This is a genomic window from Pseudomonas sp. IT-P258 (genome assembly GCF_949767825.1).
Taxonomy (GTDB): Bacteria; Pseudomonadota; Gammaproteobacteria; order Pseudomonadales; family Pseudomonadaceae; genus Aquipseudomonas; species Aquipseudomonas monachiensis.
Genome location: NZ_CATKPU010000026.1, coordinates 21,333 through 48,184, shown reverse-complemented (window position 1 = coordinate 48,184; position 26,852 = coordinate 21,333). Strand labels below are relative to the sequence as shown.

General features: G+C 61.5%; 27 protein-coding genes and 1 pseudogene. 12 read left to right on the top strand and 16 right to left on the bottom strand.

What is annotated here, in order from left to right:
- Nucleotides 1–294: Orn/Lys/Arg decarboxylase N-terminal domain-containing protein (locus ACM6G4_RS11930; protein WP_414913747.1), on the bottom strand; the 294-nt coding region annotated here is incomplete at its 3' end.
- A gap of 405 nt (nucleotides 295–699) precedes the next feature.
- Here ACM6G4_RS11930 and ACM6G4_RS11925 point away from each other — a divergent pair.
- Nucleotides 700–786: pseudogene (locus ACM6G4_RS11925) on the top strand (DeoR/GlpR transcriptional regulator); the annotation flags it as partial.
- 150 nt (nucleotides 787–936) lie between these two features.
- Here the strand turns inward: ACM6G4_RS11925 and ACM6G4_RS11920 are convergent.
- The 7 genes from ACM6G4_RS11920 to ACM6G4_RS11890 all read right to left on the bottom strand — a co-directional run bounded on the left by ACM6G4_RS11920 (nucleotide 937) and on the right by ACM6G4_RS11890 (nucleotide 6,551).
- Complete coding sequence (locus tag ACM6G4_RS11920; protein ID WP_414913746.1) at nucleotides 937–2,232, bottom strand: NAD(P)/FAD-dependent oxidoreductase; 1,296 nt, start codon at nucleotides 2,230–2,232, stop codon at nucleotides 937–939.
- A 416-nt stretch (nucleotides 2,233–2,648) separates the two neighbouring features.
- Complete coding sequence (chrA, locus tag ACM6G4_RS11915) at nucleotides 2,649–4,007, bottom strand: chromate efflux transporter (protein ID WP_414913745.1); 1,359 nt, start codon at nucleotides 4,005–4,007, stop codon at nucleotides 2,649–2,651.
- A gap of 43 nt (nucleotides 4,008–4,050) precedes the next feature.
- Nucleotides 4,051–4,539 (bottom strand): molybdopterin synthase catalytic subunit MoaE, encoded by a 489-nt coding sequence (gene moaE / locus ACM6G4_RS11910; RefSeq protein ID WP_414913744.1) that lies wholly within the window; start codon nucleotides 4,537–4,539, stop codon nucleotides 4,051–4,053.
- Nucleotides 4,540–4,542: 3 nt separating this feature from the next.
- Nucleotides 4,543–4,794, bottom strand: coding sequence for a molybdopterin converting factor subunit 1 (gene moaD / locus ACM6G4_RS11905; RefSeq protein WP_046044028.1), 252 nt, complete (start codon nucleotides 4,792–4,794; stop codon nucleotides 4,543–4,545).
- Nucleotides 4,791–5,297 (bottom strand): cyclic pyranopterin monophosphate synthase MoaC, encoded by a 507-nt coding sequence (gene moaC / locus ACM6G4_RS11900; protein WP_056727925.1) that lies wholly within the window; start codon nucleotides 5,295–5,297, stop codon nucleotides 4,791–4,793. The genes moaD and moaC overlap by 4 nt, the downstream gene beginning before the upstream one ends.
- The gene (locus tag ACM6G4_RS11895; protein ID WP_156385872.1) at nucleotides 5,294–5,614 is read right to left on the bottom strand and encodes a hypothetical protein; all 321 of its coding nucleotides are present in this window, start codon (nucleotides 5,612–5,614) and stop codon (nucleotides 5,294–5,296) included. Before ACM6G4_RS11895 ends, moaC begins: the two co-directional genes overlap by 4 nt.
- A 46-nt stretch (nucleotides 5,615–5,660) precedes the next feature.
- On the bottom strand, nucleotides 5,661–6,551 hold the full coding sequence (locus ACM6G4_RS11890; RefSeq protein WP_056727923.1) for a LysR family transcriptional regulator: 891 nt from the start codon (nucleotides 6,549–6,551) through the stop codon (nucleotides 5,661–5,663).
- 287 nt (nucleotides 6,552–6,838) lie between these two features.
- Between ACM6G4_RS11890 and moaB the strand changes: the two genes are divergently transcribed.
- Nucleotides 6,839–7,378, top strand: a complete 540-nt coding sequence (moaB, locus tag ACM6G4_RS11885; RefSeq protein ID WP_056727922.1) for a molybdenum cofactor biosynthesis protein B — start codon at nucleotides 6,839–6,841, stop codon at nucleotides 7,376–7,378.
- Entirely contained in the window at nucleotides 7,375–8,580 is a 1,206-nt protein-coding gene (gene glp / locus ACM6G4_RS11880; protein ID WP_414913743.1) for a gephyrin-like molybdotransferase Glp, read from the top strand. Before moaB ends, glp begins: the two co-directional genes overlap by 4 nt.
- A 127-nt stretch (nucleotides 8,581–8,707) precedes the next feature.
- On the opposite strand, the gene ACM6G4_RS11875 is transcribed toward glp, so the two are convergent.
- Together ACM6G4_RS11875 and moaA are read right to left on the bottom strand one after the other, a co-directional pair.
- Complete coding sequence (locus ACM6G4_RS11875; RefSeq protein WP_414913742.1) at nucleotides 8,708–9,607, bottom strand: bestrophin family protein; 900 nt, start codon at nucleotides 9,605–9,607, stop codon at nucleotides 8,708–8,710.
- 5 nt (nucleotides 9,608–9,612) lie between these two features.
- Complete coding sequence (gene moaA, locus ACM6G4_RS11870; protein ID WP_414913741.1) at nucleotides 9,613–10,611, bottom strand: GTP 3',8-cyclase MoaA; 999 nt, start codon at nucleotides 10,609–10,611, stop codon at nucleotides 9,613–9,615.
- Nucleotides 10,612–10,944: 333 nt separating this feature from the next.
- On the opposite strand from moaA, the gene ACM6G4_RS11865 reads away from it, so the two are divergent.
- From ACM6G4_RS11865 to ACM6G4_RS11850, 4 genes are all read left to right on the top strand, one after another.
- Complete coding sequence (locus ACM6G4_RS11865; protein WP_414913740.1) at nucleotides 10,945–13,269, top strand: FdhF/YdeP family oxidoreductase; 2,325 nt, start codon at nucleotides 10,945–10,947, stop codon at nucleotides 13,267–13,269.
- 121 nt (nucleotides 13,270–13,390) lie between these two features.
- Nucleotides 13,391–14,812, top strand: coding sequence for a cytochrome ubiquinol oxidase subunit I (locus ACM6G4_RS11860; RefSeq protein ID WP_056728101.1), 1,422 nt, complete (start codon nucleotides 13,391–13,393; stop codon nucleotides 14,810–14,812).
- 17 nt (nucleotides 14,813–14,829) lie between these two features.
- Nucleotides 14,830–15,846, top strand: coding sequence for a cytochrome d ubiquinol oxidase subunit II (gene cydB, locus ACM6G4_RS11855; protein ID WP_056727912.1), 1,017 nt, complete (start codon nucleotides 14,830–14,832; stop codon nucleotides 15,844–15,846).
- Nucleotides 15,833–15,988: a DUF2474 domain-containing protein gene (locus ACM6G4_RS11850; protein ID WP_082563029.1), complete on the top strand. Its 156-nt coding sequence runs from the start codon at nucleotides 15,833–15,835 to the stop codon at nucleotides 15,986–15,988. Before cydB ends, ACM6G4_RS11850 begins: the two co-directional genes overlap by 14 nt.
- Before the next feature lie 104 nt (nucleotides 15,989–16,092).
- On the opposite strand, the gene ACM6G4_RS11845 is transcribed toward ACM6G4_RS11850, so the two are convergent.
- Both ACM6G4_RS11845 and ACM6G4_RS11840 read right to left on the bottom strand, forming a co-directional pair.
- Nucleotides 16,093–16,473 carry a hypothetical protein gene (locus tag ACM6G4_RS11845; RefSeq protein ID WP_414913739.1) on the bottom strand — a complete coding sequence of 127 codons (381 nt, stop codon included), beginning with the start codon at nucleotides 16,471–16,473 and terminating at the stop codon, nucleotides 16,093–16,095.
- 36 nt (nucleotides 16,474–16,509) lie between these two features.
- Nucleotides 16,510–17,361, bottom strand: a complete 852-nt coding sequence (locus ACM6G4_RS11840; protein WP_414913738.1) for a CAP domain-containing protein — start codon at nucleotides 17,359–17,361, stop codon at nucleotides 16,510–16,512.
- Between the two features lie 141 nt (nucleotides 17,362–17,502).
- Between ACM6G4_RS11840 and ACM6G4_RS11835 the strand changes: the two genes are divergently transcribed.
- The 5 genes from ACM6G4_RS11835 (at nucleotide 17,503) to ACM6G4_RS11815 (ending at nucleotide 21,917) form a co-directional block, all read left to right on the top strand.
- Nucleotides 17,503–18,123, top strand: coding sequence for a cell wall hydrolase (locus ACM6G4_RS11835; RefSeq protein ID WP_414913737.1), 621 nt, complete (start codon nucleotides 17,503–17,505; stop codon nucleotides 18,121–18,123).
- 198 nt (nucleotides 18,124–18,321) lie between these two features.
- Nucleotides 18,322–19,299 carry an NAD-dependent epimerase gene (locus ACM6G4_RS11830; protein WP_414913736.1) on the top strand — a complete coding sequence of 326 codons (978 nt, stop codon included), beginning with the start codon at nucleotides 18,322–18,324 and terminating at the stop codon, nucleotides 19,297–19,299.
- Nucleotides 19,300–19,347: 48 nt separating this feature from the next.
- On the top strand, nucleotides 19,348–20,088 hold the full coding sequence (locus ACM6G4_RS11825; protein ID WP_056727899.1) for a glycosyltransferase family 2 protein: 741 nt from the start codon (nucleotides 19,348–19,350) through the stop codon (nucleotides 20,086–20,088).
- Entirely contained in the window at nucleotides 20,085–20,363 is a 279-nt protein-coding gene (locus ACM6G4_RS11820) for a lipid-A-disaccharide synthase N-terminal domain-containing protein (protein WP_095945709.1), read from the top strand. Before ACM6G4_RS11825 ends, ACM6G4_RS11820 begins: the two co-directional genes overlap by 4 nt.
- Before the next feature lie 3 nt (nucleotides 20,364–20,366).
- Complete coding sequence (locus tag ACM6G4_RS11815) at nucleotides 20,367–21,917, top strand: ArnT family glycosyltransferase (RefSeq protein ID WP_414913735.1); 1,551 nt, start codon at nucleotides 20,367–20,369, stop codon at nucleotides 21,915–21,917.
- 248 nt (nucleotides 21,918–22,165) lie between these two features.
- Here ACM6G4_RS11815 and ahr read toward each other — a convergent pair whose 3' ends face one another.
- From ahr to ACM6G4_RS11795, 4 genes are all read right to left on the bottom strand, one after another.
- Nucleotides 22,166–23,197, bottom strand: coding sequence for an NADPH-dependent aldehyde reductase Ahr (gene ahr, locus ACM6G4_RS11810; protein WP_414913734.1), 1,032 nt, complete (start codon nucleotides 23,195–23,197; stop codon nucleotides 22,166–22,168).
- Between the two features lie 126 nt (nucleotides 23,198–23,323).
- A complete protein-coding gene (locus tag ACM6G4_RS11805) occupies nucleotides 23,324–24,091 on the bottom strand; it encodes a metallophosphoesterase (protein WP_409078752.1) in 768 nt (255 codons plus the stop codon).
- Between the two features lie 467 nt (nucleotides 24,092–24,558).
- Nucleotides 24,559–26,031 carry an aldehyde dehydrogenase family protein gene (locus ACM6G4_RS11800; RefSeq protein WP_223542622.1) on the bottom strand — a complete coding sequence of 491 codons (1,473 nt, stop codon included), beginning with the start codon at nucleotides 26,029–26,031 and terminating at the stop codon, nucleotides 24,559–24,561.
- Nucleotides 26,024–26,851 carry an ABC transporter permease gene (locus ACM6G4_RS11795; protein WP_223542621.1) on the bottom strand — a complete coding sequence of 276 codons (828 nt, stop codon included), beginning with the start codon at nucleotides 26,849–26,851 and terminating at the stop codon, nucleotides 26,024–26,026. Before ACM6G4_RS11795 ends, ACM6G4_RS11800 begins: the two co-directional genes overlap by 8 nt.
- Nucleotide 26,852: the final 1 nt, after the last annotated feature.

Sequence of the window (26,852 nt, the reverse complement as noted above, 5' to 3'; positions counted from 1 at the left end):
TTCGACATTGCTGGGGGACAGGTCGAAGATGCCGTTCACTTGCAGCAGCACGTCATTGAGGTGTTTGTAGACTTCCCGGGGGTGGGTGCTGGTGCCGGGGGACGCCACCAGGAAGATCGGTATATCAAAACCGGTGCGCTGAATGACGTCGAGGGAACCGGCCAGCACATCATTGACCGACACCACGGCCACGGCGACGTCGGTGAAGTCGGTGTGACCGAGCGGGACCACCTCCCGGGCGTTCAGGAAACAAGCGGATGCGCCTTCACTGGCGGCGATTTTCAGGGCTTTCATCGGTGGTGTCTCCTGGCGGGCACTCAATTGTCCGCTGCATTTTTAGAGATCAACTTCCGGGAGAGCCTTCCAGTTCCCCTGATCGGAAATCGTGTCACCACTGGTTATAGAGCATATTCCTGATCTGTCAGGCTTTTACCGCGACCTTGCACATCTTGACGCCTCGCGACCGGCCGGTCAGGCGTGTACCAGCGCAATGGTGAACGAGACCACGATCATGCACGCAAAAGCAAAATTGATATTCATGAGGTTTCCATCCGAAACATGAGTGACGGCGCCATCTTGAACAGGTCACGGGAAAATAAAAAATTCGGCGTAATGATTTGAAAAATCGAAAAAAATGATACCTGGCCGGTTCGGCACCAGATCGCGCGTTCGCTGCCGGTGGAAACCACCATTACCGGCGTGCACACGCTGATCACCGAACGGCATTTGGCGTCTGGCAATGTCGAGGACTATCGGGCGCTGGGGATTGAGGTGGTGCAGGCTTGAGTGGGGCCCTGTGGGAGCGAGCTTGCTCGCTCCCACAGGGGTTGATGTCGACCACAAATATCGAGGCCGGCAAACGAACCCTGTGGGAGCGGGCTTGCCCGCGAAGAGGGCGGCACAAACAACATCAATGCTGGATGTGCAACCAATGGCTCAGCGCAATCGCTCAAGCATCTGGTAGTACCACATGCCGGCGGCGAGCATCGGGTTGCCGAGCAGGTCACCCATGGGCACGCGGATGTGCTGGCAGGCGGCGAAGGTGTCGAACTGTTCCAGTTTTCCTGTGATCGCCCGGCCCATGATTTCGCCCATGATGTGGGTGGTGGCGATGCCGTGGCCGGAGTAGCCCTGGCAATACCAGACGTTGTCCGACAGCTTGCCCAGTTGCGGGATGCGGTTGATCACGATGCCCATCGCGCAACTCCACTGGTAGTCGATGGCCACGCCTTTGAGCGCCGGGAAGGTCTGCTCGATGCACGGGCGCAGTTCGGCGGCGATGTCCCGCGAATCCTTGCCGCTGTAGTTGGCGCCGCCACCGAACAACAGGCGACCGTCGGCGGTGAGGCGGTAGTAGTCGAGCACGAAACGGCAGTCGTAGACCGCCAGGTCTTCGGGGTTGATCTGCCTGGCCAGATCGCCCAGGGGCGCGGTGGTGACGATGCCGCCCATGGCCGGGAAAATCTTGCCCTTGAGCTTGCCCGGTTCCAGCTTGTGGTAGACGTCGCCGGCCAGCAGCACCTGGCTGGCGTCGATCTGCCCGTGGGCGGTGCGTACGCCCGGGCTCTTGTGCAGGCCATCGCGGTGGATGATCTCCAGCACTTCGCTGTTCTCGAAGATCAACGCGCCCAGGCTTTCGGCTGCTCGGGCTTCGCCGATGCACAGGTTCAACGGATGCAGGTGCATGTTGCGGGTGTTCTTGATCGCGCCGTGGTAGAGGTCGCTTTGCAGCAGGTCGCGCACCTGGCTGCGGTCGAGCAGGCTGACTTCGTCGCCCATGCCACGGTGTACCGCCTCTTCGTAATCCTTGCGCAAGCCGACCATGTGCGCGGGTTTGTACGCCGCGTGCAGGTGACCGTGCTTGAGGTCGCAGGCGATGCCGTATTTTTCCACGCGCTGCTGGATGATCTGGTGCCCGCGCCAGCGCAGGTTCCAGATAAAATCGTCGACCTCATCACCGATGCTGCGGCGCATCTGTTTGCGCATGGCCTCGTCGCCCGACAGGCTGCCGGTGACCTGGCCGCCGTTGCGCCCGGTGGCGCCCCAGCCGATCTTGTGGCTTTCGACGATGGCGACCTTCAGGCCTTTTTCCGCCAGCTCGACGGCGGTGGCCACGCCGGTGAAACCGCCGCCAATGATCACCACGTCAACCCGGTGCCGGCCTTGCAGCGTCGGGTAATCGGTGTCCTGGTTGAGGGTGGCGGTGTAGTAGGAATTGCAACGTTGAGTCATGTCGGTGTCCAGGCAGAATTGGGAGAAACCAATGCCGGTCAGGTGAGCGCAGTCATTGTGGGATCGCCGCACCGCCGCTCCCACAGGTTCTGTGTATGGCTGAGCTTCACGCGGACCGGGATAGCGAAGGAGGGGGCTCGCCGATCAGGCGGGCAGGATGCTATCCGGCGGACGTGCGGAGTGACGCAGTTTGGAGCGGCGCAGGGCCATGGGCAGGTTGACGATGCGCTTCATGCAATGCCGTCCACGGCCAGCAGCGAGGTGGCCAGGTTCGAGAGGTTCAGCAGGTGCTGTTCTGACGGCAAAGTACGCATGGCGCAGGTTTCCGGCGGCGGAAATCGTCGGTGGCGAGTGGAACAAGCCATCCGGGGATGGCTGGATACTAGGGAGGATTGGGCCGCGTGTAAATGTTTGATTCAGAACATCAGGTGCACGACAAGGCCGATCAATCCGCAGCCGATCAACACCTCGATCACTCCGCGCTTGAATCCAAGCAATGCAACGCCCGCCACCATCGCGATCAGCAGCGAAGGCCAGTCCAGTGGTCCTTCGAAGCCTTTGGGCCACAGCACGTGGTAGCCAAAAAAACAGGCCAGATTGAGAATCACGCCCACCACGGCGGCTGTAATGGCCGTCAGCGGCGCGGTGAACTTGAGTTCGTTGTGTGTCGATTCCACCAACGGTCCGCCAGCGAGGATAAACAGGAACGAGGGCAGGAAGGTGAACCAGGTCACCAGCGTGGCGGCCACGGCACCGGCGACAAACGCTTGATCCGGTCCGAAGACCTGAAGCACGTAGGCGCCGATGAACCCGACGAAGGCGACGACCATGATCAATGGACCTGGCGTGGTTTCACCGAGTGCCAGGCCGTCGATCATTTGCGTCGGCGTCAGCCAGGCGTAGTGACCGACCGCGCCCTGGTAGACATACGGCAGCACCGCGTAGGCGCCGCCGAAGGTCAGCAACGCGGCCTTGGTGAAGAACCAGGCCATCTGGGTCAGCGTGCCTTCCCAGCCGAACAGCGCGGTGAGCAGGGCCATGGGCAACGTCCACAAGATCGCACTGATAATGGCCAGGCGCGCCAGTTTCCAGCCACTGAAACGGGCGTGTCCGGGGGTTGGGGTGTCGTCGTCGATCACGGCCGGGCCGAAGGACTTTTTCGCCGCGCTGTGGCCACCGGTCCTGAATTTTTCCGGTGCCAGGCGTCCGCCGAAAAAGCCGATGACCGCTGCGCCGAGCACGATCAACGGAAACGGCATATTGAGCACGAAGATGGCTACGAAGGACGCGGCGGCGATGCCCCATAACCAGCCGTTCTTCAGCGCCCGCGAGCCGATCCGGTGAGCTGCCTGCACCACGATTGCCGTGACCGCGGGCTTGATCCCGTAGAACAGTCCGGCGACCACGGGCACTTCGCCAAAGGCGATGTACACCCAGGACAGCGCAATCAGGATGAACAGCGATGGCAACACAAACAGCACGCCAGCGATCACACCGCCCCAGGTCCGGTGCATCAGCCAGCCGATGTAGGTCGCCAACTGCTGAGCCTCGGGCCCGGGCAGCAACATGCAATAGTTGAGGGCATGCAGAAAGCGTCGCTCGGAGATCCAGCGCCGGCGCTCGACCAGCTCCTGATGCATGATCGAAATCTGCCCGGCCGGCCCGCCGAAACTGATGAAGCCAAGCTTGAGCCAGAACAGGAAGGCTTCGCGCAGGCTGATGGACCGGGGTTGCGGCACATCCTGTTGGGTGATCGGGGAGGGCGTGGGGCTCAAGCGGAAATTCCTTGTGCAGAAAGCTTGGAGCCAATGACTGTAGCTACGCCGGGGCGCGTTGCATAGCCGTCTGATACTGCGTATCTGCCCAGCGCTCGAGGGCCGAGCGGTCGCTGTCACGGGCATCGACCCAGCGCGCGCCGCTCGCCACGTCTTCGCGTTTCCAGAACGGCGCGTCGGTTTTCAGGAAGTCCATGATGAACGCACAGGCCTCGAAAGCCGCTTGACGATGGGGGCTGCTGACACCGACAAACACGATCGGCTCGCTGACCGACAACGGGCCGATCCGGTGCACGATCTCCACGGCCCGGAGTGGCCATCGGGCCCTGGCGTTGTCGATGATTGTTTGCAGCGAGCGTTCGGTCATGCCCGGGTAGTGCTCCAGAAACAACCCGGTGACCGCCTCACCCTGATTGATGTCGCGCACGTAGCCGACGAAGTTGACCACGGCACCCACCCCCGGATCGTTCGCCTGCAGGCTGTCGATCAAGCGGCCGACGTCGAACATTTCACGCTGGACCCGAACCGTCATGCCTCAACCCCCGGTGACCGGCGGAAAAAAGGCTATCTCGTCGTAGTCCTCGATCACCCGGTCCGGATGGCACAGCTCCTGGTTCAGCGCACACATCAGGTTGTTTTCACCCAGCACATGGCTCCACAGCTCACCGCGAGCCATCAGCAGTCGGCGCACGTCCTCGATGGTCTTGAGGCTGTCGGTCAGGGGCAGTTTTTCGCCGCCCAGGTTGAGCTGCTCGCGGTAACGGGCGAAGTAATTGATCAGGATCATTGTGCGTCCTCGAACTTGAAATGACCGGAGCGGCCACCTTGTTTGCTCAGCAGGCGGATGTCGTCGATGACCATGCCGCGGTCCACCGCCTTGCACATGTCGTAGAGGGTCAACGCCGCCACGCTGACGGCGGTCAGGGCTTCGAGTTCGACCCCGGTCTGGCCCTCGACGCGGCAGGTGCCGACGATTTTCACGCTGTCCGGTGTGCAGGCCTTGAGTTCGACGTGGATCGAACTGAGCAGCAGGGTGTGGCACAGCGGGATCAGCTCATGGGTTTTCTTCGCCGCCATGATTGCGGCGATCCGCGCCACGGCAAATACATCGCCCTTGGGGTGGCCGTCGCTTTGAATCAGTTTCAGGGTTTCCGGGCGCATGCGCACCCAGGCCTGGGCCTGGGCTTCGCGCTGCGTCGGGGCTTTTTCGCTGACATCGACCATGTTGGCGCGACCCTGGCGGTCGAGGTGGGTCAGGCCATCGGGGGATGCATCTGCAATGTCTGTCATGGAAGGTTCCTGCGCTTGCCGGCGCGGTGATCGGGTGAAGGCATCATGCCGGGCTGTAAATGCGTGGTGCGTTGCGGTGGGGGACGTGAATCAGGTTGAGGCGTCGCCTGACAAACTGACGCGGCATTGTCGTATTCGCCAAAGTTCACACCCGATGGTTTTGGCGCGGGGGCGTTAGTGTCGCTTCGAACATCGGCTTGTTCAACTTTGCACAACATGAAAAGAACCTCGAAGCGCTGGATTAAGTTCAGGCTACGGGTAACTTTTAAACGCGTCCAATCGCTTGTTCCGATGTGCTGATTGGTGATGTCTATCAAGCCGGGCAAACATGTCCGGCTCGGTTTATATAAAACCGAAACTTGATCAGTCGGTCCGGCTGAATAACGTTCGTGCTTCGGCGAAACACTTCTCGGCAATCGCCGAGCGCGGTTCGGTCTTGCGCATCACCAGACCCAGGGGCGCGAGCACGCTGGCATCCGGCAATTCGATGAACGACAGGTGTTCGATGGGCTCTTCCAGGCCGCTGTCCAGTGGCATGATCGCGCAGCAGAAACCCTCGTGGATCGCCTGCAGCAACTGGTAGGTCGAATCGCTTTCGAGGATCGGCTGCGGGTCCAGTCCGCGGCTGCGAAAGCTCAGGTCGATGGATTTGCGGTAGTGCATGCCGTTGCTGAGCATCCCCAGCGGCAGCTCGGCGGCGTCCTCCCAGCTCATTTGCGTGCCGTCGAAATGGAAGTGGCGATTGTCGTACAGCAGGCCGACGCGGGTCTCGCCGATCTCGAAAAACTCGAAATAGCTCGGGTTGACGTGATCGAGGTAGCACACGCCCAGGTCCAGCTGATTGTTGCCTAGGCCCTCGATGATCTGGTCGGAACTCAAGGACGACAGGCTGTACTTGAGCTCGGGAAAGCTGCGGGACAGGCCCTGGATGTAGGTGACCGGGTTGAAGCTGCTCAGCGGCACCAGCCCCAGGCGCAGGTTGCCGACGAGCTGGCCCCGGCACGCGGCGGCCTCGGCGAAGAGCCCGTCGTGGGCGGCCAGCAGGGTCCTGGCCCACGCCAGCACGCGCTCGCCGGCCTCGGTAAAGCCCTCAAAGCGCTGGCCCCGGGTGACCAGCACCAGGTCCAGTTCATCCTCCAGATTGCGCAGGCGCATCGACAGCGTGGGCTGGGTGATGTGGCAGCGCGCGGCCGCCTGGCCGAAGTGGCGGGTCTGCTCCAGGGCGATCAGGAACTTGAGTTGTTTGATGTCCATGACGGCACCTGCTGGCGGGGGAGTGAGGGGGGTAAGTATTGACTCAGGTGCGCAAGACACAAGGCGAGGCAGCAATCGTGAGGTGCAGACGATCTCATTGTCCTTGGCGGGCGTCCAATCACTACTATCTAAGGGGTTATCGATGGGCTCTATCATTGATGTGGTTCGTGGTCTTTTTATATTGATAGATCGGCTCGATAGTCTGGTTGGTTAGAGTGATTAGACAGGGCTTTATTTGTCGAATTAGTCTCCGGAAGTCTTTTAATTAATATCTGCCGGAGAACCCCATGAGCGTCAAACCGGATGCATTGTTTATACCATTGAATATTGCCGTGCTGACCGTCAGCGATACCCGTGAATACGCCAATGACACCTCCGGCCAACTGCTCGTCAGTCGCTTGCTGGAAGCCGGCCACACCCTCAGCGAGCGCAACCTGCTCAAGGACGACCTGTACAAGATCCGCGCGCAGGTGGCGAACTGGATTGCCGACGACGGCATCCAGGTGGTGTTGATCACGGGCGGCACCGGGTTCACGGGCCGCGACAGCACACCGGAGGCCGTGGCCTGTTTGCTGGATAAGCAGATCGATGGCTTCGGTGAGTTGTTCCGGGCGATCTCGATTCTCGACATCGGCACCTCCACGGTGCAGAGCCGGGCCCTGGCCGGGCTGGCCAATGGCACGCTGGTCTGCTGCCTGCCGGGTTCCACGGGCGCCTGCCGCACCGCCTGGGAAGGCATCCTCGCCGAGCAGCTCGACGCGCGCCACCGGCCGTGCAATTTCGTACCGCACCTCAAGCCGATGCAAGCCTGCGGGACGCGGGGATGAGCACTTCACCGCTGATGTCGGTGGAGCAGGCCATCGACCGGCTGCTGACCATGGCTGAGGCGCAGTGGATTGAAGACAGTGAGGCGGTGCCGCTGAGTGCTGCCAGGCAACGGGTGTTGGCCAGTGATCTGGTGGCGAGCCTCGATCTGCCGCCGTGGCCGAACAGCGCCATGGACGGCTATGCCCTGAATCTCGACGGTTGGGGCGGGGAGCCACTGATCGTGTCGCAGCAGGTATTTGCCGGTCACGCCCCTGAAGCCCTGGCACCAGGAACCTGCGCGCGGATCTTCACCGGCGCGCCGGTTCCGCCGGGTGCCAACTGCGTGGAGATGCAGGAGAACACCGAGGTGCTGGATCGCGGACGTATCCGCTTCAAACAGCCCCTGAGCGCCGGCAGCAACATCCGCGCGCAAGGCCAGGAGAACCGCGTCGGCGATGTGCTGTTGCGCGCCGGCAAGCGCCTCGGCCCCTTCGAACTGGCGGTCGCGGCGGCGCAGGGCTGCACCCATGTACAGGTCGTGCGACGACCACGGGTGGCGTTGTTGTCCACCGGCGATGAACTGGTCGAGCCGGGTACGCCACTCAAGCCCGGCAGCCTCTACAACAGCAACCGCACCTTGTTGAGCCATTGGTTGAGTGCGTTGGGTTGCGAGGTCATCGAGGCCGGCATTCTCCCCGACGAGCCACGCCAGACGCGGCTCAGGCTTGAACAGCTGCAACACACGGCGGACCTGATGCTCAGCACGGGCGGCGTGTCCGCCGGCGACGCCGACTGCCTCGGCCAGGTGCTGCGCGAGTGCGGCAAGCCGTTGCTGTGGAAACTCTCGATCAAACCAGGCAAGCCGTTGACCGTGGGCCACTTCGGTCGCGTGCCGGTGATTGGCCTGCCGGGCAATCCGACATCGGCGTTGGTGACATTCGGCCTGTTGGCCCGGGCTTATCTGTTGCGGATTCAGGGGGTCGAAGACGTCGAGCCTTTGAGCTTCCCGGTCAGTGTCGGCTTTGCCTGGCCCAAACCCGGAAGCCGCCGCGAGTACCTGCGGGCGAAACTCGAAGCCGGTCGCGCGGTGCTCTATCCGAACCAGAGCTCAGGCGTTTTGCTGGGGGCATGCTGGGCCGATGGACTGGTGGAAGTGCCGGAAGGCTGCACCCTGGAAGCGGGCGACACGGCGCGATTCATACCCTTCAGCGAACTGTTCTGAATTCCGCAAACAAACTGTGGGAGCGAGCTTGCTCGCGATGAGGCTGGCAAATCCAATAGAGATGTTGGCAGGCAGACCGCTATCACGAGCAAGCTCGCTCCCACAGGTTTTGTGTGTTTCTTGAGTATCAGTTCAACACAAAATCCACCGGCTCCAATTGTGGCGGCAACTCCGTCACACCCAGGGCCGCCAGTACATCACGCTCGATATTGCGCACGATGGCGTCGGTGGGCAGGTCGTTTTCGTCGCGGCCGAAGGGGTCTTCCAGTTCGTCGGCAATCGCATCCAGGCCGAAAAAGGTGTAGCTGACAATCGCCGTGAATATCGGTGTCAGCCAACCCAGGGGTTCGGCCATGGCAAACGGCAGGAGGATGCAGAACAGGTAGATGGTGCGGTGCAGCAACAGGGTGTAGGGGAACGGCAGCGGGGTGTTCTTGATCCGCTCACAGACGGCCTGGGCATGGGTCAGACTGGTCAGATGGTTGGCCATGAGCGTGTAGCGCCAGTCGTTGATCGCCCCGGACTCGTTGAGTGCCGAACACTGTTGACCAACCTGCATCAGGATCTGCCCGCTGATGTCGGTGGAGTTGCTCTTGGGCATCGGGTGCAGCCAGTCGCCACTGGCGGCCATTTCGTTTTCCTGGCGCAGCCGCGCGTTGAGGGCATGGGCGAAGCCGCACAGGTTGCTCAGGATCGTGTGGCGTTCAGCGGTGTCCTTGATCACCAGGGTTTCACGAATCATCGAGCGGACGTCCACGATCACATCGCCCCACGCCTTGCGCGCTTCATACCAGCGGTCGTAGCAGGCGTTGTTGCGAAAGCTCATGAAGATCGACAGCGACAAACCCAGCAGCGTGAAGGGCGTGGCGCTGACCTTGGAGAAGTAGCTGGGGTGCAAGGTTTCGATAAGCACGATGGCCGAGGCGAGCAGCGTCACCATCAGGCTGCGCCAGGCGATGCGTTTGGCAATCGAACCCTTGAGGGACGTCAGCACGCCGATCAGGTTGGGTTTGGGTCTTACGATCATGGGGTTCAGCCGCCCGTCATGTTCATGAAGCGAACAACCTGAACATCGTCGTTCACTTCGAAGTTGTGTCGATAAGGCTTGAGCTTCATCGCCTCGATAATGGCTTTCTCCAGGCGCTCGGGCTGTCCGGGGTGGCTGCGCAGGACAGCCTTGAGATCCACGGAGTGCTCATTGCCCAGGCACAGCAGCAGACGTCCTTCCACGGTCAGCCGCACCCGGTTGCAGGTGCCGCAAAAGTTGTGGCTGTGGGGCGAGATGAACCCCAGGCGAATCTGCGGCGCCTCGGCCAGGCGCCAGTAGCGCGACGGCCCCTGGGTCGACTCGGCGGAATCAATCAAAGTGTAGCGTTCGGCGATGCGTTCGCGGACCTGGCTGCTTGCGAAAAACGCTTCGGCGCGGCTGTGCTCGTCGATGGTGCCCAACGGCATTTCCTCGATGAAGGAGATGTCGAGGTTGCGGTCGATGGCGAAGCTCACCAGATCATTGATCTCATGGTCGTTACGGCCTTTCATCACTACGCAATTGAGCTTGGTGTTGCGAAATCCGACCTGGATGGCCGCGTCGATGCCCTTGATTACCTGCGCCAGGTCACCGGTGCGGGTCAGTTCGCGAAAACGTTGCGGGTCCAGGCAGTCGAGGCTGATATTGAGGCGCTTGACCCCGGCGTCGAACAACGGCCCGGCCAGTTTGGCCAGCTGCGAACCGTTGGTGGTCATGCACAGTTCACGCAGGCCGGGCAGGGCGGCGATCTTCTCGCACAGTTGCACCACCCCGGGACGGATCAGCGGCTCGCCTCCGGTCAGGCGAATCTTGCGGGTGCCCAGCGCCACGAAGCTTTGTGCCAGTTGATAAATCTCTTCCAGGGTCAGCACCCGTTGGCGCGGCAGAAACTGCATGTCCTCGGCCATGCAATAGACGCAACGGAAATCGCAGCGGTCGGTGACCGACATCCGCAGATAGTCCACGCGCCGGGAGAAGCCATCGATCAAGACTCGTTCTGACATGACACCCTCGCTTGGCGTTTTTTTGTATGAGGTTTCCGTCACTGACGGACTTGTTGAGCGCAGGCTAAGAGCAACTTCAGCGGGCGTCCAATCACTATTGATGACCGGCTGATCGAGCGGATCTATGATGAACTTTATTTTGTGGCTTAAAGAGTTTTAAGTGATTTCAAGTTATTGATAAACAACGATAAAAATCCATGATAGAGCGTTTCGATAATGTGGTCATAAATAGCGATTAGACAATAATTAAACGCCATTCATATGCTTTCTCCGCAAATCGAACAATGACCTGAATCAGGTCGAAGCCTGTGTGCATTGTCACGGAGAAGTACCATGTCTCAAGTCGACCGCTACAAACCCTATAAAGGTGCCGCCGCTGGTTGGGGCGCGCTGATCGCTGTTACCAAAAACTGGCTGGGCAGTGAAAACGCGCTGAAGAACATTCGCGCCATGCTCAAGACCAACCAGAATGGCGGGTTCGACTGCCCCGGTTGCGCCTGGGGCGAGTCGCCGGAAAACGGCATGGTCAAGTTCTGCGAGAACGGCGCCAAGGCGGTTAACTGGGAAGCCACGGGCCGTTTGGTCGACCCGGCCTTCTTCAACAAATACAGCGTCTCGGCGCTGGCCGAGCAGAGCGATTACTGGCTGGAGTATCAGGGCCGTCTGACCCACCCGATGCGTTATGACGCGGCCACCGACCGTTACGTGGAAACCACCTGGGACGAAGCGTTCGCGACGATCGCCCGGCACCTCAACGCGCTGGAATCGCCGGATCAGGCCGAGTTCTACACCTCGGGCCGGGCCAGCAACGAGGCCGCCTATCTCTATCAACTGTTTGTCCGCGCCTACGGCACCAACAACTTCCCGGACTGCTCGAACATGTGCCACGAAGCCAGCGCGGTGAGCATGATCGAAAGCCTCGGCGTGGGCAAAGGCACCGTGGTGTTTGACGACCTGGAGCATGCCGACGCGATCTTCGTCATCGGCCAGAACCCCGGCACCAACCACCCGCGGATGCTCGAACCCTTGCGCGAAGCGGTCAAGCGCGGTGCACAGGTGATCTGTATCAACCCGCTCAAGGAGCGTGGGCTGGAGCGCTTCCAGCATCCACAGCACCCGATCGAAATGCTGCTGAACGGCTCCGAGCCGACCAACACCGCGTACTTCCGCCCGGCACTGGGCGGCGACATGGCGGTCATGCGCGGCATGGTCAAGTTCCTGCTGCAGTGGGAGCGCGAAGCACAGGTCAGCGGCGGCGAACCGGTGTTCGACCACCAGTTCATCGCCGAACACACCTCGGGAATGGGTACCTACCTGGGGGAAGTCGACGCAACCAGCTGGGAGCACATCGAGCAGCAGTCGGGCATGTCCCTGGCTGACATCGAACTCGCCGCCCGCATGTACGCCCGGTCCAAGCGGGTGATCATGTGCTGGGCGATGGGCTTGACCCAGCACACGCACTCGGTGCCGACGCTGCAGGAAGTCATCAACCTGATGCTGCTGCGCGGCAACGTCGGCCGTCCGGGCGCGGGGCTGTCGCCGGTGCGTGGTCACAGTAACGTGCAGGGCGACCGCACCATGGGCATCAACGAACTGGCGCCCGCGGATTTGCTCGATGCCCTGGAAAAGCGCTTCTCCTTCAAGCCACCGCGCGAGCATGGTCACAACACCGTGATGGCGATCGGCGCGATGGAGCAGGGGCGTTCGAAAGTGTTTATCGCCCTGGGCGGCAACTTTGCCCAGGCCACCCCCGACACTCCGCGCACCCACGCCGCGTTGCGCAAGTGCGACCTCACCGTGCACATCGCCACCAAGCTTAACCGCAGCCATCTGGTCACCGGTCGTGAAGCGCTGATCCTGCCGTGCCTGGGCCGCACCGACATCGACATCCAGGCCGAAGGGCCGCAAGGCGTCACCGTGGAAGACACCTTCAGCATGATTCACATCTCCCACGGTCAACTGAAACCGAAGTCGAAACACCTGCGCTCCGAGCCTGCGATCATTGCCGGCATCGCCGCCGCGACCCTGGGCAAGCACCCGATCGACTGGAACTGGGCCATCGGCGACTACGGCCGCATCCGCAACATGATTGCCGACACCATTCCCGGCTTCGAGGATTTCAACCGGCGTTTGCTGCATCCGGGCGGTTTCCACATGCCGAATGATGCGGCCAAGCGCATCTGGAAAACCGCCAGCGGCAAGGCCCAGTTCACCCCGAGCGTGCTGCCGGAGCACCTGATCAGCGAGGGCGTGCGCAACCTGGCGGTCAAGCCGCACCTGATCCTGCAGACCATGCGCTCCCACGATCAGTACAACACCACGCTGTACGGCCTGGATGACCGTTATCGCGGGGTATACGGCATGCGCGACGTGGTGTTCGCCAACGAGCAGGACATTCGCCGCCTGGGTTTCGAGCCGGGGCAGAAGGTCGACCTGGTGGCGCTGTGGGACGACGAGCGTGAGCGTCGGGTCAGCGGTTTCACCCTGATCGCCTACGACATTCCGGCCGGTCAGGCGGCGGCGTACTACCCCGAGACCAACCCGCTGGTGCCGCTGGAAAGTTACGGTGACCGCACCTTCACCCCGACTTCCAAGTTCATCGCCATCCGGCTGGAACAGGCGAAGGCCAGCAACCTGATTTCGACTTCCGCCGCCTGACACCGGGGGCGGCCCGATGCCGCTCGCGTAACCCTTTCGACTTGTGTTGGCTGCAGGCCCCCCGGCCTGACGGTGGCCCGGCCGTGTGCCGCCGTTTTTCAGCCGCGATGAGGATATCGACATGTTTAACCTGGAGGCACTGGACCTGGCGCGCATGCAATTCGCGTTCACGGTTTCGTTCCACATCATCTTTCCCGCCATCACCATCGGGCTGGCCAGTTTCCTGGCGGTGCTCGAAGGGCTTTGGCTGAAGACCCACAACGACACCTACCGCGATCTCTACCATTTCTGGTCGAAGATCTTCGCCGTCAACTTCGGCATGGGCGTGGTCTCGGGGCTGGTCATGGCCTACGAGTTCGGCACCAACTGGAGCCGCTTCTCCGATTTCGCCGGCAGCATCACCGGGCCCTTGCTGACCTATGAAGTGCTCACGGCGTTCTTCCTCGAGGCCGGTTTCCTGGGGGTCATGCTGTTCGGCTGGAACCGGGTAGGGCGCGGCTTGCACTTCTTCTCGACGGTCATGGTCGCCATCGGCACGCTGATTTCGACTTTCTGGATTCTTGCCTCCAACAGCTGGATGCAAACGCCCCAGGGCTTCGAGATCGTCGACGGTCGGGTGATGCCGCTGGACTGGCTGGCCATTGTGTTCAACCCGTCGTTCCCGTACCGCCTGGCGCACATGGCGATCGCCGCATTCGTGGCCACGGCGTTCTTTGTCGGCTCGTCGGCGGCGTGGCACCTGCTGCGCGGCAACGACACCAAACAAGTGCGCAAGATGCTGTCGATGGCGTTGTGGATGGCCTTGATCGTCGCGCCGATCCAGGCAGTGGTCGGCGACGCCCACGGCTTGAACACCCTGGAACATCAGCCGGCGAAGATCGCGGCCATCGAAGGGCACTGGGAAAACAACGGCAGCGAAGCGACGCCGCTGGTGCTGTTTGGCATCCCCGACATGCAGGCCGAGAAGACCCGATATGCCATCGAGATTCCTTACCTGGGCAGCCTGATCCTGACCCACAGCCTCGACAAGCAGATCCCGGCGCTCAAGAGCTTCCCGAAAGAGGACCGGCCGAATGCGACGGTGGTCTTCTGGAGTTTCCGCGTCATGGCCGGGCTGGGCATGTTGATGGTGCTGGCCGGCGTGCTCGGCCTGGCCCTGCGCCGCAGCGGCGCCATCTACCGCAATCGCTGGTTCCTGCGCCTGATGCTGTGGATGGGGCCAAGTGGCCTGATCGCCATGCTGGCCGGGTGGATAACCACCGAAGTCGGGCGTCAGCCGTGGGTGGTGTATGGCCTGTTGCGTACCGCCGATGCCGCGTCGAATCACAGTGTCGCGCAGTTGAGCATCTCGCTGGCGCTGTTCGTGGTGATCTATTTCTCGGTGTTCACGGTGGGCATCGGCTACATGATGAAACTGGTCGGCAAAGGGCCGCAGCCGCATCACGGGCATGCCGTCGACGGGCATTCCGATCAGGTCATCACACCGCGCCGGCCGCTGTCCGCCGACGCTGAAATCCTCGAAACCGACGCCCGCGTCAATTGAAGGAAGGGAGTTGAGTCATGGGTATTCAAGGTATCGATTTATCGCTGATCTGGGGCGTGATCATCGCCTTCGGCGTGATGATGTACGTGATCATGGACGGCTTCGACCTGGGGTTGGGCATTCTGTTTCCGCTGATCCCGGATGCGCAGGAACGCGATGTGATGATGAACACCGTGGCACCGGTCTGGGACGGCAACGAGACCTGGCTGGTGCTGGGCGGCGCGGCGCTGTATGGCGCGTTCCCGCTGGCCTATTCGGTGATTCTGGAAGCGTTGTACCTGCCGCTGATCCTGATGCTGTGCGGCTTGATCTTTCGCGGCGTGGCCTTCGAGTTTCGTTTCAAGGCCAGCCCTGAAAAGCGGCATGTCTGGGACATGGCGTTCATCGGTGGTTCGCTGCTGGCAACCTTTTCCCAGGGTGTGGTGATCGGTGCCTACATTGCCGGCATCCCGGTGGTCGACCGCCAGTTCGCCGGTGGTTCGCTGGACTGGCTGGCGCCGTTTCCGCTGTTCTGCGGTGTCGGGCTGATCGTCGCTTATGCGCTGCTCGGCAGCACCTGGTTGCTGGTCAAGACCGAAGGCATGCTCGAATCGCGTATGCGCCTGTTCACCCGGCCCCTGGCCTGGCTGCTGTTGGCGGTGATCGGCGTGATCTGTGTGTGGACGCCGATCCTGCATCCGGACATCGCCACCCGCTGGTTTGCCCATGCGCACCTGGCGGTGTTCGGTGGCCTGGCGGTGCTGGCCCTGCTGGCGATGTTCGGCTTGCTCAAGACCCTGCGCCAACGCCACACCCATTGGCCGTTCGCCTTCACCCTGATGCTGGTGTTCCTGGGCTACATTGGCCTGGCGTTCAGCATCTGGCCGAACATCGTGCCGCCGTCGATCAGCCTGTGGGCCGCGGCCTCACCGCCGACCAGCCAGCTGTTCATCCTGATCGGCGCACTGTTCATCCTGCCGATCATCCTGATGTACACGGTCTGGAGCTACTACGTGTTCCGCGGCAAAGTGAGGATTGGCGATGGCTACCATTGATACGAATCAAACGGCACCCGCGCGCTGGTACAAGCGCCTGGGATGGCTGGTGGTGATCTGGCTGGGCAGCGTGGTTGCCCTGGGTGTGGTGGCGGGGGCGTTGCGGATGTTGATGCATGCGGCCGGGATGAGTAGCCACTGAGGTTCACTGCGAAAAAAGAAACCCGGAGCCCATGACAGGGCTTCGGGTTTTGTTGGGTAGGCGTTGTGATTTCTTCCAAAACGGACTTGATTCTTCAGTCCTTTTCAATGGCTCTCTATGAAGTAGGCTGAAACCCTGAGTGCGATCAGGGAAAAAAACAAAACGAACAAAATAATCACCGGAATGATCAAAAGGTTCTTGTAGTGCCTTGGAAGGTCTTTCACTTCGCTGGCATCAATAACGCCCCTTCGAGCGCTGAGCGCGGGCATCATCAATACCATGGCAATAGCGCCACCGCGCATGACCTTGCCGACCAGGCCGCCAGCTGAAAATGCGTTTCTGGTGGTTTTTATAAAAGAGCAATTGGGTAGAAGTTCTTCGATAGCGTCAACGTACTTGTGTGCGATGAAGGCGACAGCGAAACAAGTCAGTATCATCGGCGCCAGTATCAATCCGGCAATCAAACCTATCGGGATACTTGTCATTTTGTCACCTCTCCGTATAGAAACTCGCCAAGTTGCTCACTGAGCCCCAAACATTGCCGTCCAGTAAATCCCCGCATCGCTCTTCGGATCATTCGCATAGGCCGCGCCCAATTCGTTGAACTGAGGGTTCATCAGGTTGGCGCAGTGGCCAGGGCTGACCAGCCAGCCTTCGACCACCTTGCGTACGCTGTCTTGCCCGGCGGCGATGTTTTCGCCGATCTGCTGGAAGTTGTAGCCGGCCAGTTCCGCGCGGTCACCCGGGGTGCGGCCGTCGCGGTCCTTGTGGTCGAAGAAGTTGTTGTTGGCCATGGAGCGGGAGTGGGTTTCGGCGGCCGTGCCCAGTATGGCGTTCCAGGCCAGCGGCGCGGTCGCATTGAACGACTGTGTGCCGCATTGACGCGGTTTGGCCCGTGCGGCGTTGAGTTCGATGAGCAGCTTCTGGCCCTCGGTCTGCCAGTCGCCCAGGCGCGAACTCAGCAGTGGCCGGGCCAGGACGATGCGCCACTGATTGTCCTGGCGGCTGACGCCGACATCGACGAATTGCGGATCGAGGACGATCTGGCAAAAGCTCTCCTGGATCGCCTTCATCGCCGCGGCCGCATCGCGAGGCCCGGACAGGCTGATGGCCTGCACATTCTTCATCGGGTAACCGGCAGTGGCCATGGCCTGCTGCAGATTACCGATGCTCGGGGCGGTCAGCACCAGGCGCGGGTCGGCCGACAGCGGCGGTAGCTCCGATGAAACCTGGCCGGCGCAGCGCTGCAACTGGCTGCGGTAGACGTTGATCGATTCGATCAATTGCGCTTCGTCGGCCGCCATGGCGTTGGCGGCGAATACCAGGCCCAGAGACACACCGGTCAAACGCATTGCGGATGAGATGAAACCCATGAATATCCCCTTGAGCAGATTGCGTCCATGATGCGCGAAGTTGGTCCATCCAGGACAACGGATTTATCCAGAGTGTAGTGGGGTGGGCGAAATCATTTCACTACTAGACTCAATCGAACCACTCACCGAGTGACACCGACCATGCGCTTCGACTGGATCGCCACCTGCCTCGCCCTGACGTTGCTTGCCGGCCCGGTGTCCGCTGCGGATCAAGCGCAAAAGCAGCAAGAGGCCGAGAACAAGGCCGAGGTGCTGGAACACAAAGCCGCCGAGAGCAACAACCCGGCACCGGCGCCCAAGGCAGAAGCCATTACCCCGTCCGAAGTCCAGGCCGTCGACCCGGCCGGCGCCGCGCCGCTGGATGATGCGATCACCTGCCTGGCCCGGTCCATTTACTGGGAAGCCAAGGGCAAGGACACCGCCGACATGGAGGCGGTGGCCAATGTGGTCATGAATCGCCTGGGCCACGAGGGCTTTCCGGACACGGTGTGCAAAGTGGTCAAGCAGGGTTCGCAGACCAAGAGTTGCCAGTTCTCCTGGTGGTGCGACGGCAAATCCGATTCGGTCCAGGAAGAGCTGCCTTACGCGATGGCCAAGGAAATCGCACGCAAGGCCCTGAACAAGGAGCTGCCGGATCGCACCCGGGGTGCCCTGTATTTCCATGACCGTACCGTCAAGCCGGACTGGGCCAGGCAATACATCAGGACCGTGGATATCGGCTTGTTCCGTTTTTACAAACCCCGTGGCGAGTCGGCCAGATAACCGGGGTATTTTCGGCCAGATATTTTATTTTTCCGAGGTAGTGCGAGGCGTTATCCAAACTGAAATGTGTCTGTTTTATAAGCTTCATAACGCAACCGTGCGCGAATGACGCCATAAGCAGGGACTACACATGAAGTTGACGAGGGTCCGGATCAGTAACCTCGCGTCGATCGCGGCGCGGTCTCCGGCGCGTTTCCCATGACCGTCCTGGTCACCGGTGCGGCCGGTTTCATCGGCTTTCATACGGTCCAGCGCTTGTGCCGCGAGGGGCAGGAGGTCGTCGGTATCGACAACCTCAACGACTACTACGACGTGGAACTCAAGCACGCACGCCTCAAGGTGCTGGAGACGCTGCCGGGTTTTCGTTTCCGGAAAATGGACATCGTCGATAAACCGGCCCTGATGAGCCTGTTTCAGGAGCACGCTTTTACCGAGGTGATACACCTGGCCGCCCAGGCCGGGGTGCGCTTCTCGCTGGACAACCCGGATGTCTATGGGCAATCGAACCTGGTGGGCTTCCTCAATGTGCTGGAAGCCTGTCGGCACCATCGCCCCGAGCACCTGATCTACGCCTCGAGCAGTTCGGTGTACGGCGCCAACAGCAAGCTGCCGTTCAGTGTCGAGGACCCGGTCGAACATCCCGTTTCGTTGTACGCCGCCAGCAAGCGCGCCAATGAACTGCTGGCCGAAAGTTACTGCCATCTGTATGGCCTGAAAGCCAGTGGCCTGCGCTTCTTTACCGTCTACGGCCCGTGGGGTCGCCCGGACATGGCGCTGTTCAAGTTCACTGACGCCATTCTCAAAGGCTTGCCCATCGACATCTACAACCAGGGGCAGATGTCCCGCGACTTCACCTATGTCGACGACATTGTCGAAGGGATCGCCCGACTGCGCCCAAGGCCTCCGGTGCCGGAAGGCTCGGTCGCCGGGGTCAACCGGCTCTTCAACATCGGTCGCGGCATGCCTGTGGCGTTGCTGGATTTCGTCGAGTGCCTGGAATCAGCCCTGGACCTGCAGGCCCGGCGCAACTACCTGCCGATGCAGGCCGGTGATGTGGTCAAGACCTGGGCCGATGTCTCGGCACTGGCCGAGCGGGTGGGCTTCAGCCCGCAGGTGACGCTGGAAACGGGCATAAGAGCATTTGTGAAGTGGTATCGGCAGTTCTACCGGATTTGAAGCGTTCGCCTCTGATCTCGAAAAATCAAACAGGGCGAGAGAGACCCCATGAGCCAAGATATTTTTGTATCCGTACTGATTCCCGCCAGGAACGAATCAAACAACCTCAAGCCATTGCTGGAAGAGATCCGTGTGGCGCTGGCCGACGAGGCTTACGAAATCATCGTGGTCGACGATGGCAGCACCGACGCGACCCTGCAGGAGCTGCGGCAGATCCGCAACGACGGCTTGAACACCCTGCGCATCCTGCATCACGAGCGGTCGCTGGGACAGAGCACCTCGCTGTATCACGCGGCCCGTGAGGCTCGCGGGCAGTGGCTGGCGACGCTCGATGGCGACGGCCAGAACGACCCGGCGGACATTCCCGGCATGCTCGCGCTGGTGCGTGGCGAACCGGGCAAGGTCGACGTGCAACTGGTGGCCGGGCACCGGGTCAATCGCCGTGACACCGCGAGCAAACGCTACGCCTCGCGGTTCGCCAACAACCTGCGTCGGCGCCTGCTCAAGGACGCTACCCCGGACACCGGTTGCGGCCTGAAGCTGATCGAGCGTGCGGCATTCCTGCGCCTGCCGTACTTCGACCACATGCATCGCTACATTCCGGCGCTGATCCAGCGCCATAACGGACGCATGATCGTGCACCCGGTCAACCATCGGCCGCGCACGGCCGGAGTCTCGAAATACGGCAACCTCGACCGCGCGCTGGTCGGCATTCTTGACCTGATCGGTGTGTGGTGGCTGATCAAACGCACGCGCCTGCACACCCAGGCCCAGGAGCTCGAAGGATGATTCTGACCCGTGAAACCCTCTGGCTGCTGGTCGGCTTTGCCGGGCAGGCTGCCTTTACCGGGCGGTTTGTCTTGCAGTGGTTGTACAGCGAGTACAAGAAACGCAGCGTGATCCCGACCAACTTCTGGTACCTGAGCATCGTCGGCAGCACCTTGTTGCTCGCCTACGCCATTTACCGCCAGGACCCGGTGTTCATCGTCGGCCAGGCCTTTGGCTCTCTCGTCTATTTCCGCAACCTGCAATTGATTGCCAAAAGCCGAAGCGCAAAGGAATAAGCAATGCGTAGATCGTTGTCGCCCAGGGTCGAGTGCCTGGGCCTGATGCTGCTTGCCCTGTTGCTGATCGGCGCGGGAATTGGCCTGCGTCTGGCGCAGAATGTGGACGAAGAGCGTTTCCTCGGTGTCGCGCTGGAGATGCTGCAGAACGGCTCGTGGCTGATCCCGCACCGGGCCGCCGAGATCTATGGCGACAAGCCGCCGATTTTCATGTGGACGGTGGCGTTCTTCACCTGGCTGACCGGCAAGCCCAACATCTCCCTTTATATCCCGGGGCTGTTTTCGGCGGTAACGGTCACGGCGATGGTCTATGACCTGGGCCGGCGCCTGTGGACCCAGCGTACCGGGCGCAACGCCGCGCTGCTGTACCTGGCGACCTACCAGACCTACAGCATCCTGCGCACCGGTCAGATCGACAGCTTGCTGATTCTGTTCACCTCCCTGGGCCTGTACGGTCTGGCGCGACACCTGCTGCTGGGACCCACGTGGCGCTGGTTCTACGCGGGCTGTGCGGCCATGGGCATTGGCGTGATCACCAAGGGCGTGGGCTTCCTGCCGGCGTTGTTGCTGATTCCTTACGCCTATGGGGTGCGCAAAGGCTGGCCCGGTGTGGTGGCGATGCCCGGCGAGGCGCGCAAGTGGTTGCTCGGGTTTGCACTGATGCTCGCGGCGATTGCGATCTGGCTGCTGCCCCTGGCCTTGTCCATCATCTTGGATGGCAGCGCAGACGAAGTGGCCTATGCGCGGGAGATTCTCCTGCGCCAGACGGCGGGCCGGTATGCCGCCGCGTGGCATCACCGCGAACCGTTCTGGTACTTCTTCACCAAGGTGATTCCGCAGTATTGGCTGCCGTTGGTGCTGGTGCTGCCATGGCTGGTGCCGGCCTGGCGCCGTCAGTTGCAAAAACGCGATGGCCGGGTGTTGGTGCTACTCGGTTGGGTGCTGCTGGTGGTGCTGTTCTTCTGCATCAGCACGGGCAAGCGCAAGTTGTACATCTACCCGGCGCTGCCCGGGCTGGTGCTGGTCGCCGCGCCGTTGGTCCCGTGGCTGCTCAAGCGCTGGTTCAAGCGTCACCCGCGTTTGCGTCGGGTGTTCCCGGCACTGGTGGCGACCTGGTTCGCGTTGTGGTTCGCCCGTGGTTTCATCGAACCGCTCAAGGACGGCACCAACGTTGATCAGGTGCTCATGACCCAGGCGGCGACCATGACCCAGGGCGCCGATCTGGTGCTGGTCAACTGGGAGGAGGGGCACTGGTTGTTCGCCCGGCAGCCGATCGTGCATTTCGGCATGGACAATTCGACCATCGAAAAGGCCGCGCTCTATTTGCGCGAACACCCCAAGGCCTACGCTTTAGTGCCCGATGACGTACTCAACCAGTGCTTCAAGCCCGAAGCGGCCCGTGAGCTGGGGGGAAACGCCCGGGCGAACTGGTCGATCGTCGGCGCGGATGCCGACAACGGCAAATGCCTGCCGCAAGAGGCCGGCAAAGCCTATCGGTTTACCTGGAACGACCCGCATATGCCAGCGTTGCCTGCTCAGGTGGCCAATCCCTGAGGAACAAAAAGGGGCCGCTGTTCACTTAGGCGCGCTCTTGGATCGTGAGTACCTTTGTGGCGAGCGAGCTTGCTCGCGCTGGGCTGCGTAGCAGCCCCAAAAATCTGACAATCATTGCCGATTTTTGTGAGTGCTACGCACTCAAGCGGGAGCAAGCTCCCTCGCCACAGGTTTCTCTGATTCAAGACGCTCTTAAGTGAACAGCATTACGCTTGAACAAGCGGCCCTTTCTCTTCGTTTTTCGCCTGTCACTGACTGGCGTCCAGCACCACGCGGTAGCGCGCCTTGCCGCTGCGCAAATGATCGATGGCCTCGTTGATCCGGCTCATGGGAAACATCTCGACCTGCGGCACAATCTGGTGGCGTGCGCAGAACTCCAGCATGGTCGCGGTATTGGCGGGCGAGCCGACCGGTGAGGCGGACATGGTTTTTTGCTGGGGAATCAGTTCGAACACGTGCATGGGGATGGCATCGGGCACGACGCCGACAAAGTGCAGGCGACCCTTGCCGCGCAGGGTGGCGAGCATGGCGCTCCAGTCGAGGTTGGCGTTGGCGGTGACCAGGAGAAAATCCAGGGTGCCGGCAATGGCATTGAGCGCATCGGTATCGGTCGAGGCGACCACCTTGTGCGCGCCCAGGCGCTTGGCTTCGTCCTGCTTGCTCAGCGATGAGGTGAACGCCGTGACTTCGCAGCCCCAGGCGTTGAGGAAGCGCAGCGCCAGGTGACCAAGACCGCCGATGCCCACCACGCCGACCCGGTCGGTGGGCTTGATGCCGAATTCCACCAGCGGGTTGAACACGGTGGAACCTGCACAGAACAACGGCCCGGCCATCGCCGGATCGAGCCCGGCCGGGATCGGCAGGGCCCAGGCCCAGTGCGAACGAATGCGGTCGGCAAAGCCGCCGTTGCTGCCGATGATGGTTGGTTGCACGGTGCGACACAGGTTATGGGAGCCTTCGATGCACGACGTGCAATGCATGCAACTGCCCTTGTACCAGCCGATGCCCACCCGTTGCCCCATTTCCAGGCCGCGCACCTGATCGCCCAGGCGCACGATACGGCCGACCACCTCGTGGCCGGGGATGAACGGGTAGCGGCTGATACCCCAATCGTTGTCGATCAACGACTGGTCGGAGTGGCAGACGCCGCAATATTCCACGGCGACTTCCACCTCATCGTTGCCCAACGGACCGGGATCGTAGCTGTAGCGTTCCAGTGGCGCGCCCGCTGCGGTGGCGGCCCAGCCGGTAAAGGTGGTGAGTTCGCTGCTGTCGCTCATGGGATACCTCCAGATCAGAAGTCAGGGGTTTGGCCGCTTTGGTGCAGCGGCGCAGCGAGGAAAGTGTAGCGGGTTGCCGGCGTTCCATCGGGTGCGAGCCTGGAGACTGTTGATTTCAGCGTTACCTCAGATCTGCAGGTCAATCACGAAGGCCGCGTCGAAATCAGGGTTTTCGTTGATGCCATTCCTGGCATAGCCCCGGGGGTTGCAGACTACCCGGGTGTTGCCTACTCGATAGTCAAAGCTGCCATGGGTATGGCCATGCAGCCACAGTGCCGGCTGCCAGTCTTTGATCCGCGCTTCGAGGTCCGAGACAAAGCTTGAGTTGATCGGCGAACCGGCAAAGGTCGGGCTGATGCTCGACCGTGTCGGGGCGAAATGCGAGACCACCACCGTGGGTGTGCTGCTGTCGCGGCTGAAGCAGTCTTGCAGCCAGGCGACCGTCTGCAAAAATACCAGCTGGGAAATGGCCGGTGTGAACAGGTCCGGAAAGTCGGGGGCGATCTTGATGTGGCTGAAGTCACGGATCAGCCGGGTCGCCAGATCGATGCCCAGCGCCCGATCATCCGGGCTGTCGAGCAGGCGATAGTCAGACCACAAGGTGCAACCGAGAAAGCGCACGCCGTCGTGGACGTACTCCGAGCGTTCCAGTACGTGGATCCGGGTGCCTTGCGCCAGACTGTTCAATTGTTCGTAGGTGGTGACCAGGTCACTGCCATAGAACTCGTGATTGCCCGCCACATACAACAGTGGAACCGGGCAGGCTCTGGCCCACTCGATGGCCTTGGCCGGCCGTGCTATGTCCCCGGCGAGCACGACGATATCGGCCTCCACGGCGGGAAAGGGGATCGCATTGACGGACAGGTGCATGTCGGACAACAAGGCGATGCGCATGGATCAACTCCGGCGTGTCTTGAAGGGCAGGTCATTCAAGTTACGCGTTGATAAGCGGTTGTCACAAGCCTGCTGGTCAGCAAAACAAGTGTGGGAACGGGCGTACGCCGATGCGGTGTTCACAGCCGGTACATATCCGTTTCTTCGGTAACGGCGGTTATTGGTTCCGCTCTTACAGCGGGTCACTTTGGAAGAGCGCCAAAGTAACCAAAACGCTTTGCCCCTGACGTTCGGCCCTTCGCTTAGGCTCAGGGTGCCCTCGCTCCGGTCCTGCTCCGTGGACCCGCCGCCATCGGCCATCCATGGCCGGCGGCGGCTAACCCGGCATCCATGCCGGGTTACCCACTGCGCAGAACCTGCGCTCGGCCTCACGAGGGGGCGTACACCGCAAAAGCAAAAGCAAAAGCAAAAGCAAAAGCAAAAGCAAAAGCGAGGCGGCCGGCCTGCTCGCGATGAGGTTGACCTGTTTACTTCAAATACCACCCCCACGGCTGGTCGCTGACGTACTCGGTCACCTGCTTGACCTCAAGATAATTGTGCAACCCCCATTGCCCCAGCTCCCGGCCAATGCCGCTGTGTTTCATCCCGCCCCAGGGTGCTTCGACGAAGGTCGGTTGCGAGCAGTTGACCCAGACGATCCCGGCGCGCAGTTGGTTGGCGACCCGGGCGGTGCGCTGCAAGTCGGTGCTCATCACCGCGGCGGCCAGGCCGAAGCGGCTGGCGTTGGCCATTTGCACTGCTTGCTCTTCGGTCTTGAAGCGCTTGATGCACAGCACCGGGCCGAACACTTCTTCGCGCCACAGAATGCTGCTGTGTCCCGGCTCGTCGAAGATTGCCGGCTCAATGAAATACCCTTCGGCCAGATGCGCCGGTCGCCGTCCGCCGGTGAGCAAACGGGCGCCGCTGGCCAGGCCCTGATCGATGAAACCGAGCACCTTGTCGTACTGGCCCTGGCTGACCAGCGGCCCGAGCAGCACGCCGGGCTGCATGCCGGGGCCGATGCTGATCTTGCGGGTTTCTTCCACCAGCCGTTCGGTCAGGCGCGGGGCGATGCGTTCCTGCACCAACAGGCGTGATGTGGCGCTGCACACCTGACCCTGGTTCCAGAAAATCCCGAACAGAATCCACTCCACGGCGGCGTCGACATCAGCATCATCAAACACGATGAAGGCTGACTTGCCCCCCAGTTCCAGGCTGATGTTCTTGATGTCCCGCGCCGCCACTGACATGATTTTCGCCCCGGTGGGCACGCTGCCGGTGAACGCCAGTTTGTCCACCCCCGGATGCTCGGTGAGCGGGCTGCCGGCGTCGGCGCCAAGGCCCGTGACCAGATTCAACACCCCGGCGGGCAAGCCGATGCGGTCGGCGGCAGCGGCCAGTTCCAGGGCGGTCAGCGGCGTCAGTTCGGACGGTTTCAACACCACCGTGGCCCCGGCGGCCAAGGCTGGCGCGACCTTCCACGCGGCCATCAGCAGTGGGTAGTTCCAGGGAATGATCTGCCCGGCCACGCCAATCGGCTCGTGACGGAGGCGGCAGCGAAAGCGCTCATCCGGCAACGCCAGCGGTTGGTCCTGTTGCTGATCCAGCTCACGGGCCAAACCGGCGTAGTACCGGAAGCAACCAATCGCATCACCAATGTCCCACTGTGCTTCGGGCAAGGGTTTGCCGTTGTCACGGACTTCCAGTTCCGCCAGCGCCTGCTGGCTACTTTCCAGTTCATCGGCCAGCGCCTCCAGCCATTGCGCTCGCTCGGTGCCACTGGTCTGGCCCCAGCCATTGTCGAAGGCACGCCGGGCCGCACGCACGGCATGGTCGACATCTTCTTCAGTGCCCGCCGCGACTCGGTGGAAGACTTGTTCGGTGGCCGGATCGATCACGTCCAGATAGCCGCCCAGGTCCGGGCTGACCCATTCGCCGTTGATGTAGAGCTGATCACGCATGGTGCGACTCCTGGACGCCGGTGCGGCGATTTTGCAGATGGCGGGAAGTGAACAGCAGGGCCAGCGACACACAGATGATCACCGTGGAAATGGCGTTGATCTCTGGCGTCACGCCGCGGCGGATGGAGGAAAAGATGTAGATCGGCAGCGTCGTTTCGGAACCGGCGACGAAGAACGCGATGATGAAATCGTCGAAGCTGAAGGTGAACGCCAGCAGGAAGCCGGCCATGATCGCCGGACTGATCTGCGGCAGAGTCACCCGCCAGAAGGTGTCCATCGGTGGCGCGTACAGGTCCGCCGAGGCTTCCAGCAAGGCCTTGTCCAGGGAATCGACACGGCTGCGCACGATCACCATCACCAGGGCCATGGTGAACAGCGAATGCGCGGCGATCACCGTAAAGAACCCCATGTTCAACTTCGGCACCGTCGGCAGCCAACTCGCCAGCAACGGGTTGATCAGGTCGAACAGGCTGATGAAGGCGATCAGTGTCGAGATGCCGATGACGATGCCCGGCACGATGATCGCGCAGTAGGTCAGGGCATCGAACAGCAGGCGTACCTTGGCACCGCAGCGCTGCAAGCCGAACACCGCCAGGGTGCCGAACAGCGAGGCGATCACCGCCGAACTCAACGCGATCAGCGCGCTGTTGCCCAGGGCTTCCATGATGAACGGGTTGCCGAACGCGGTGGCGAACCATTGCACCGAGCAGCACTGGAACGCCAGGCCACTGCGCCCGGCGTTGAAGCTGAACAGCACGATCAAGGCAATCGGCGCGTAGAGAAACAGGTACAGCGAAGTCGAATAGCTGCGCAACCACATG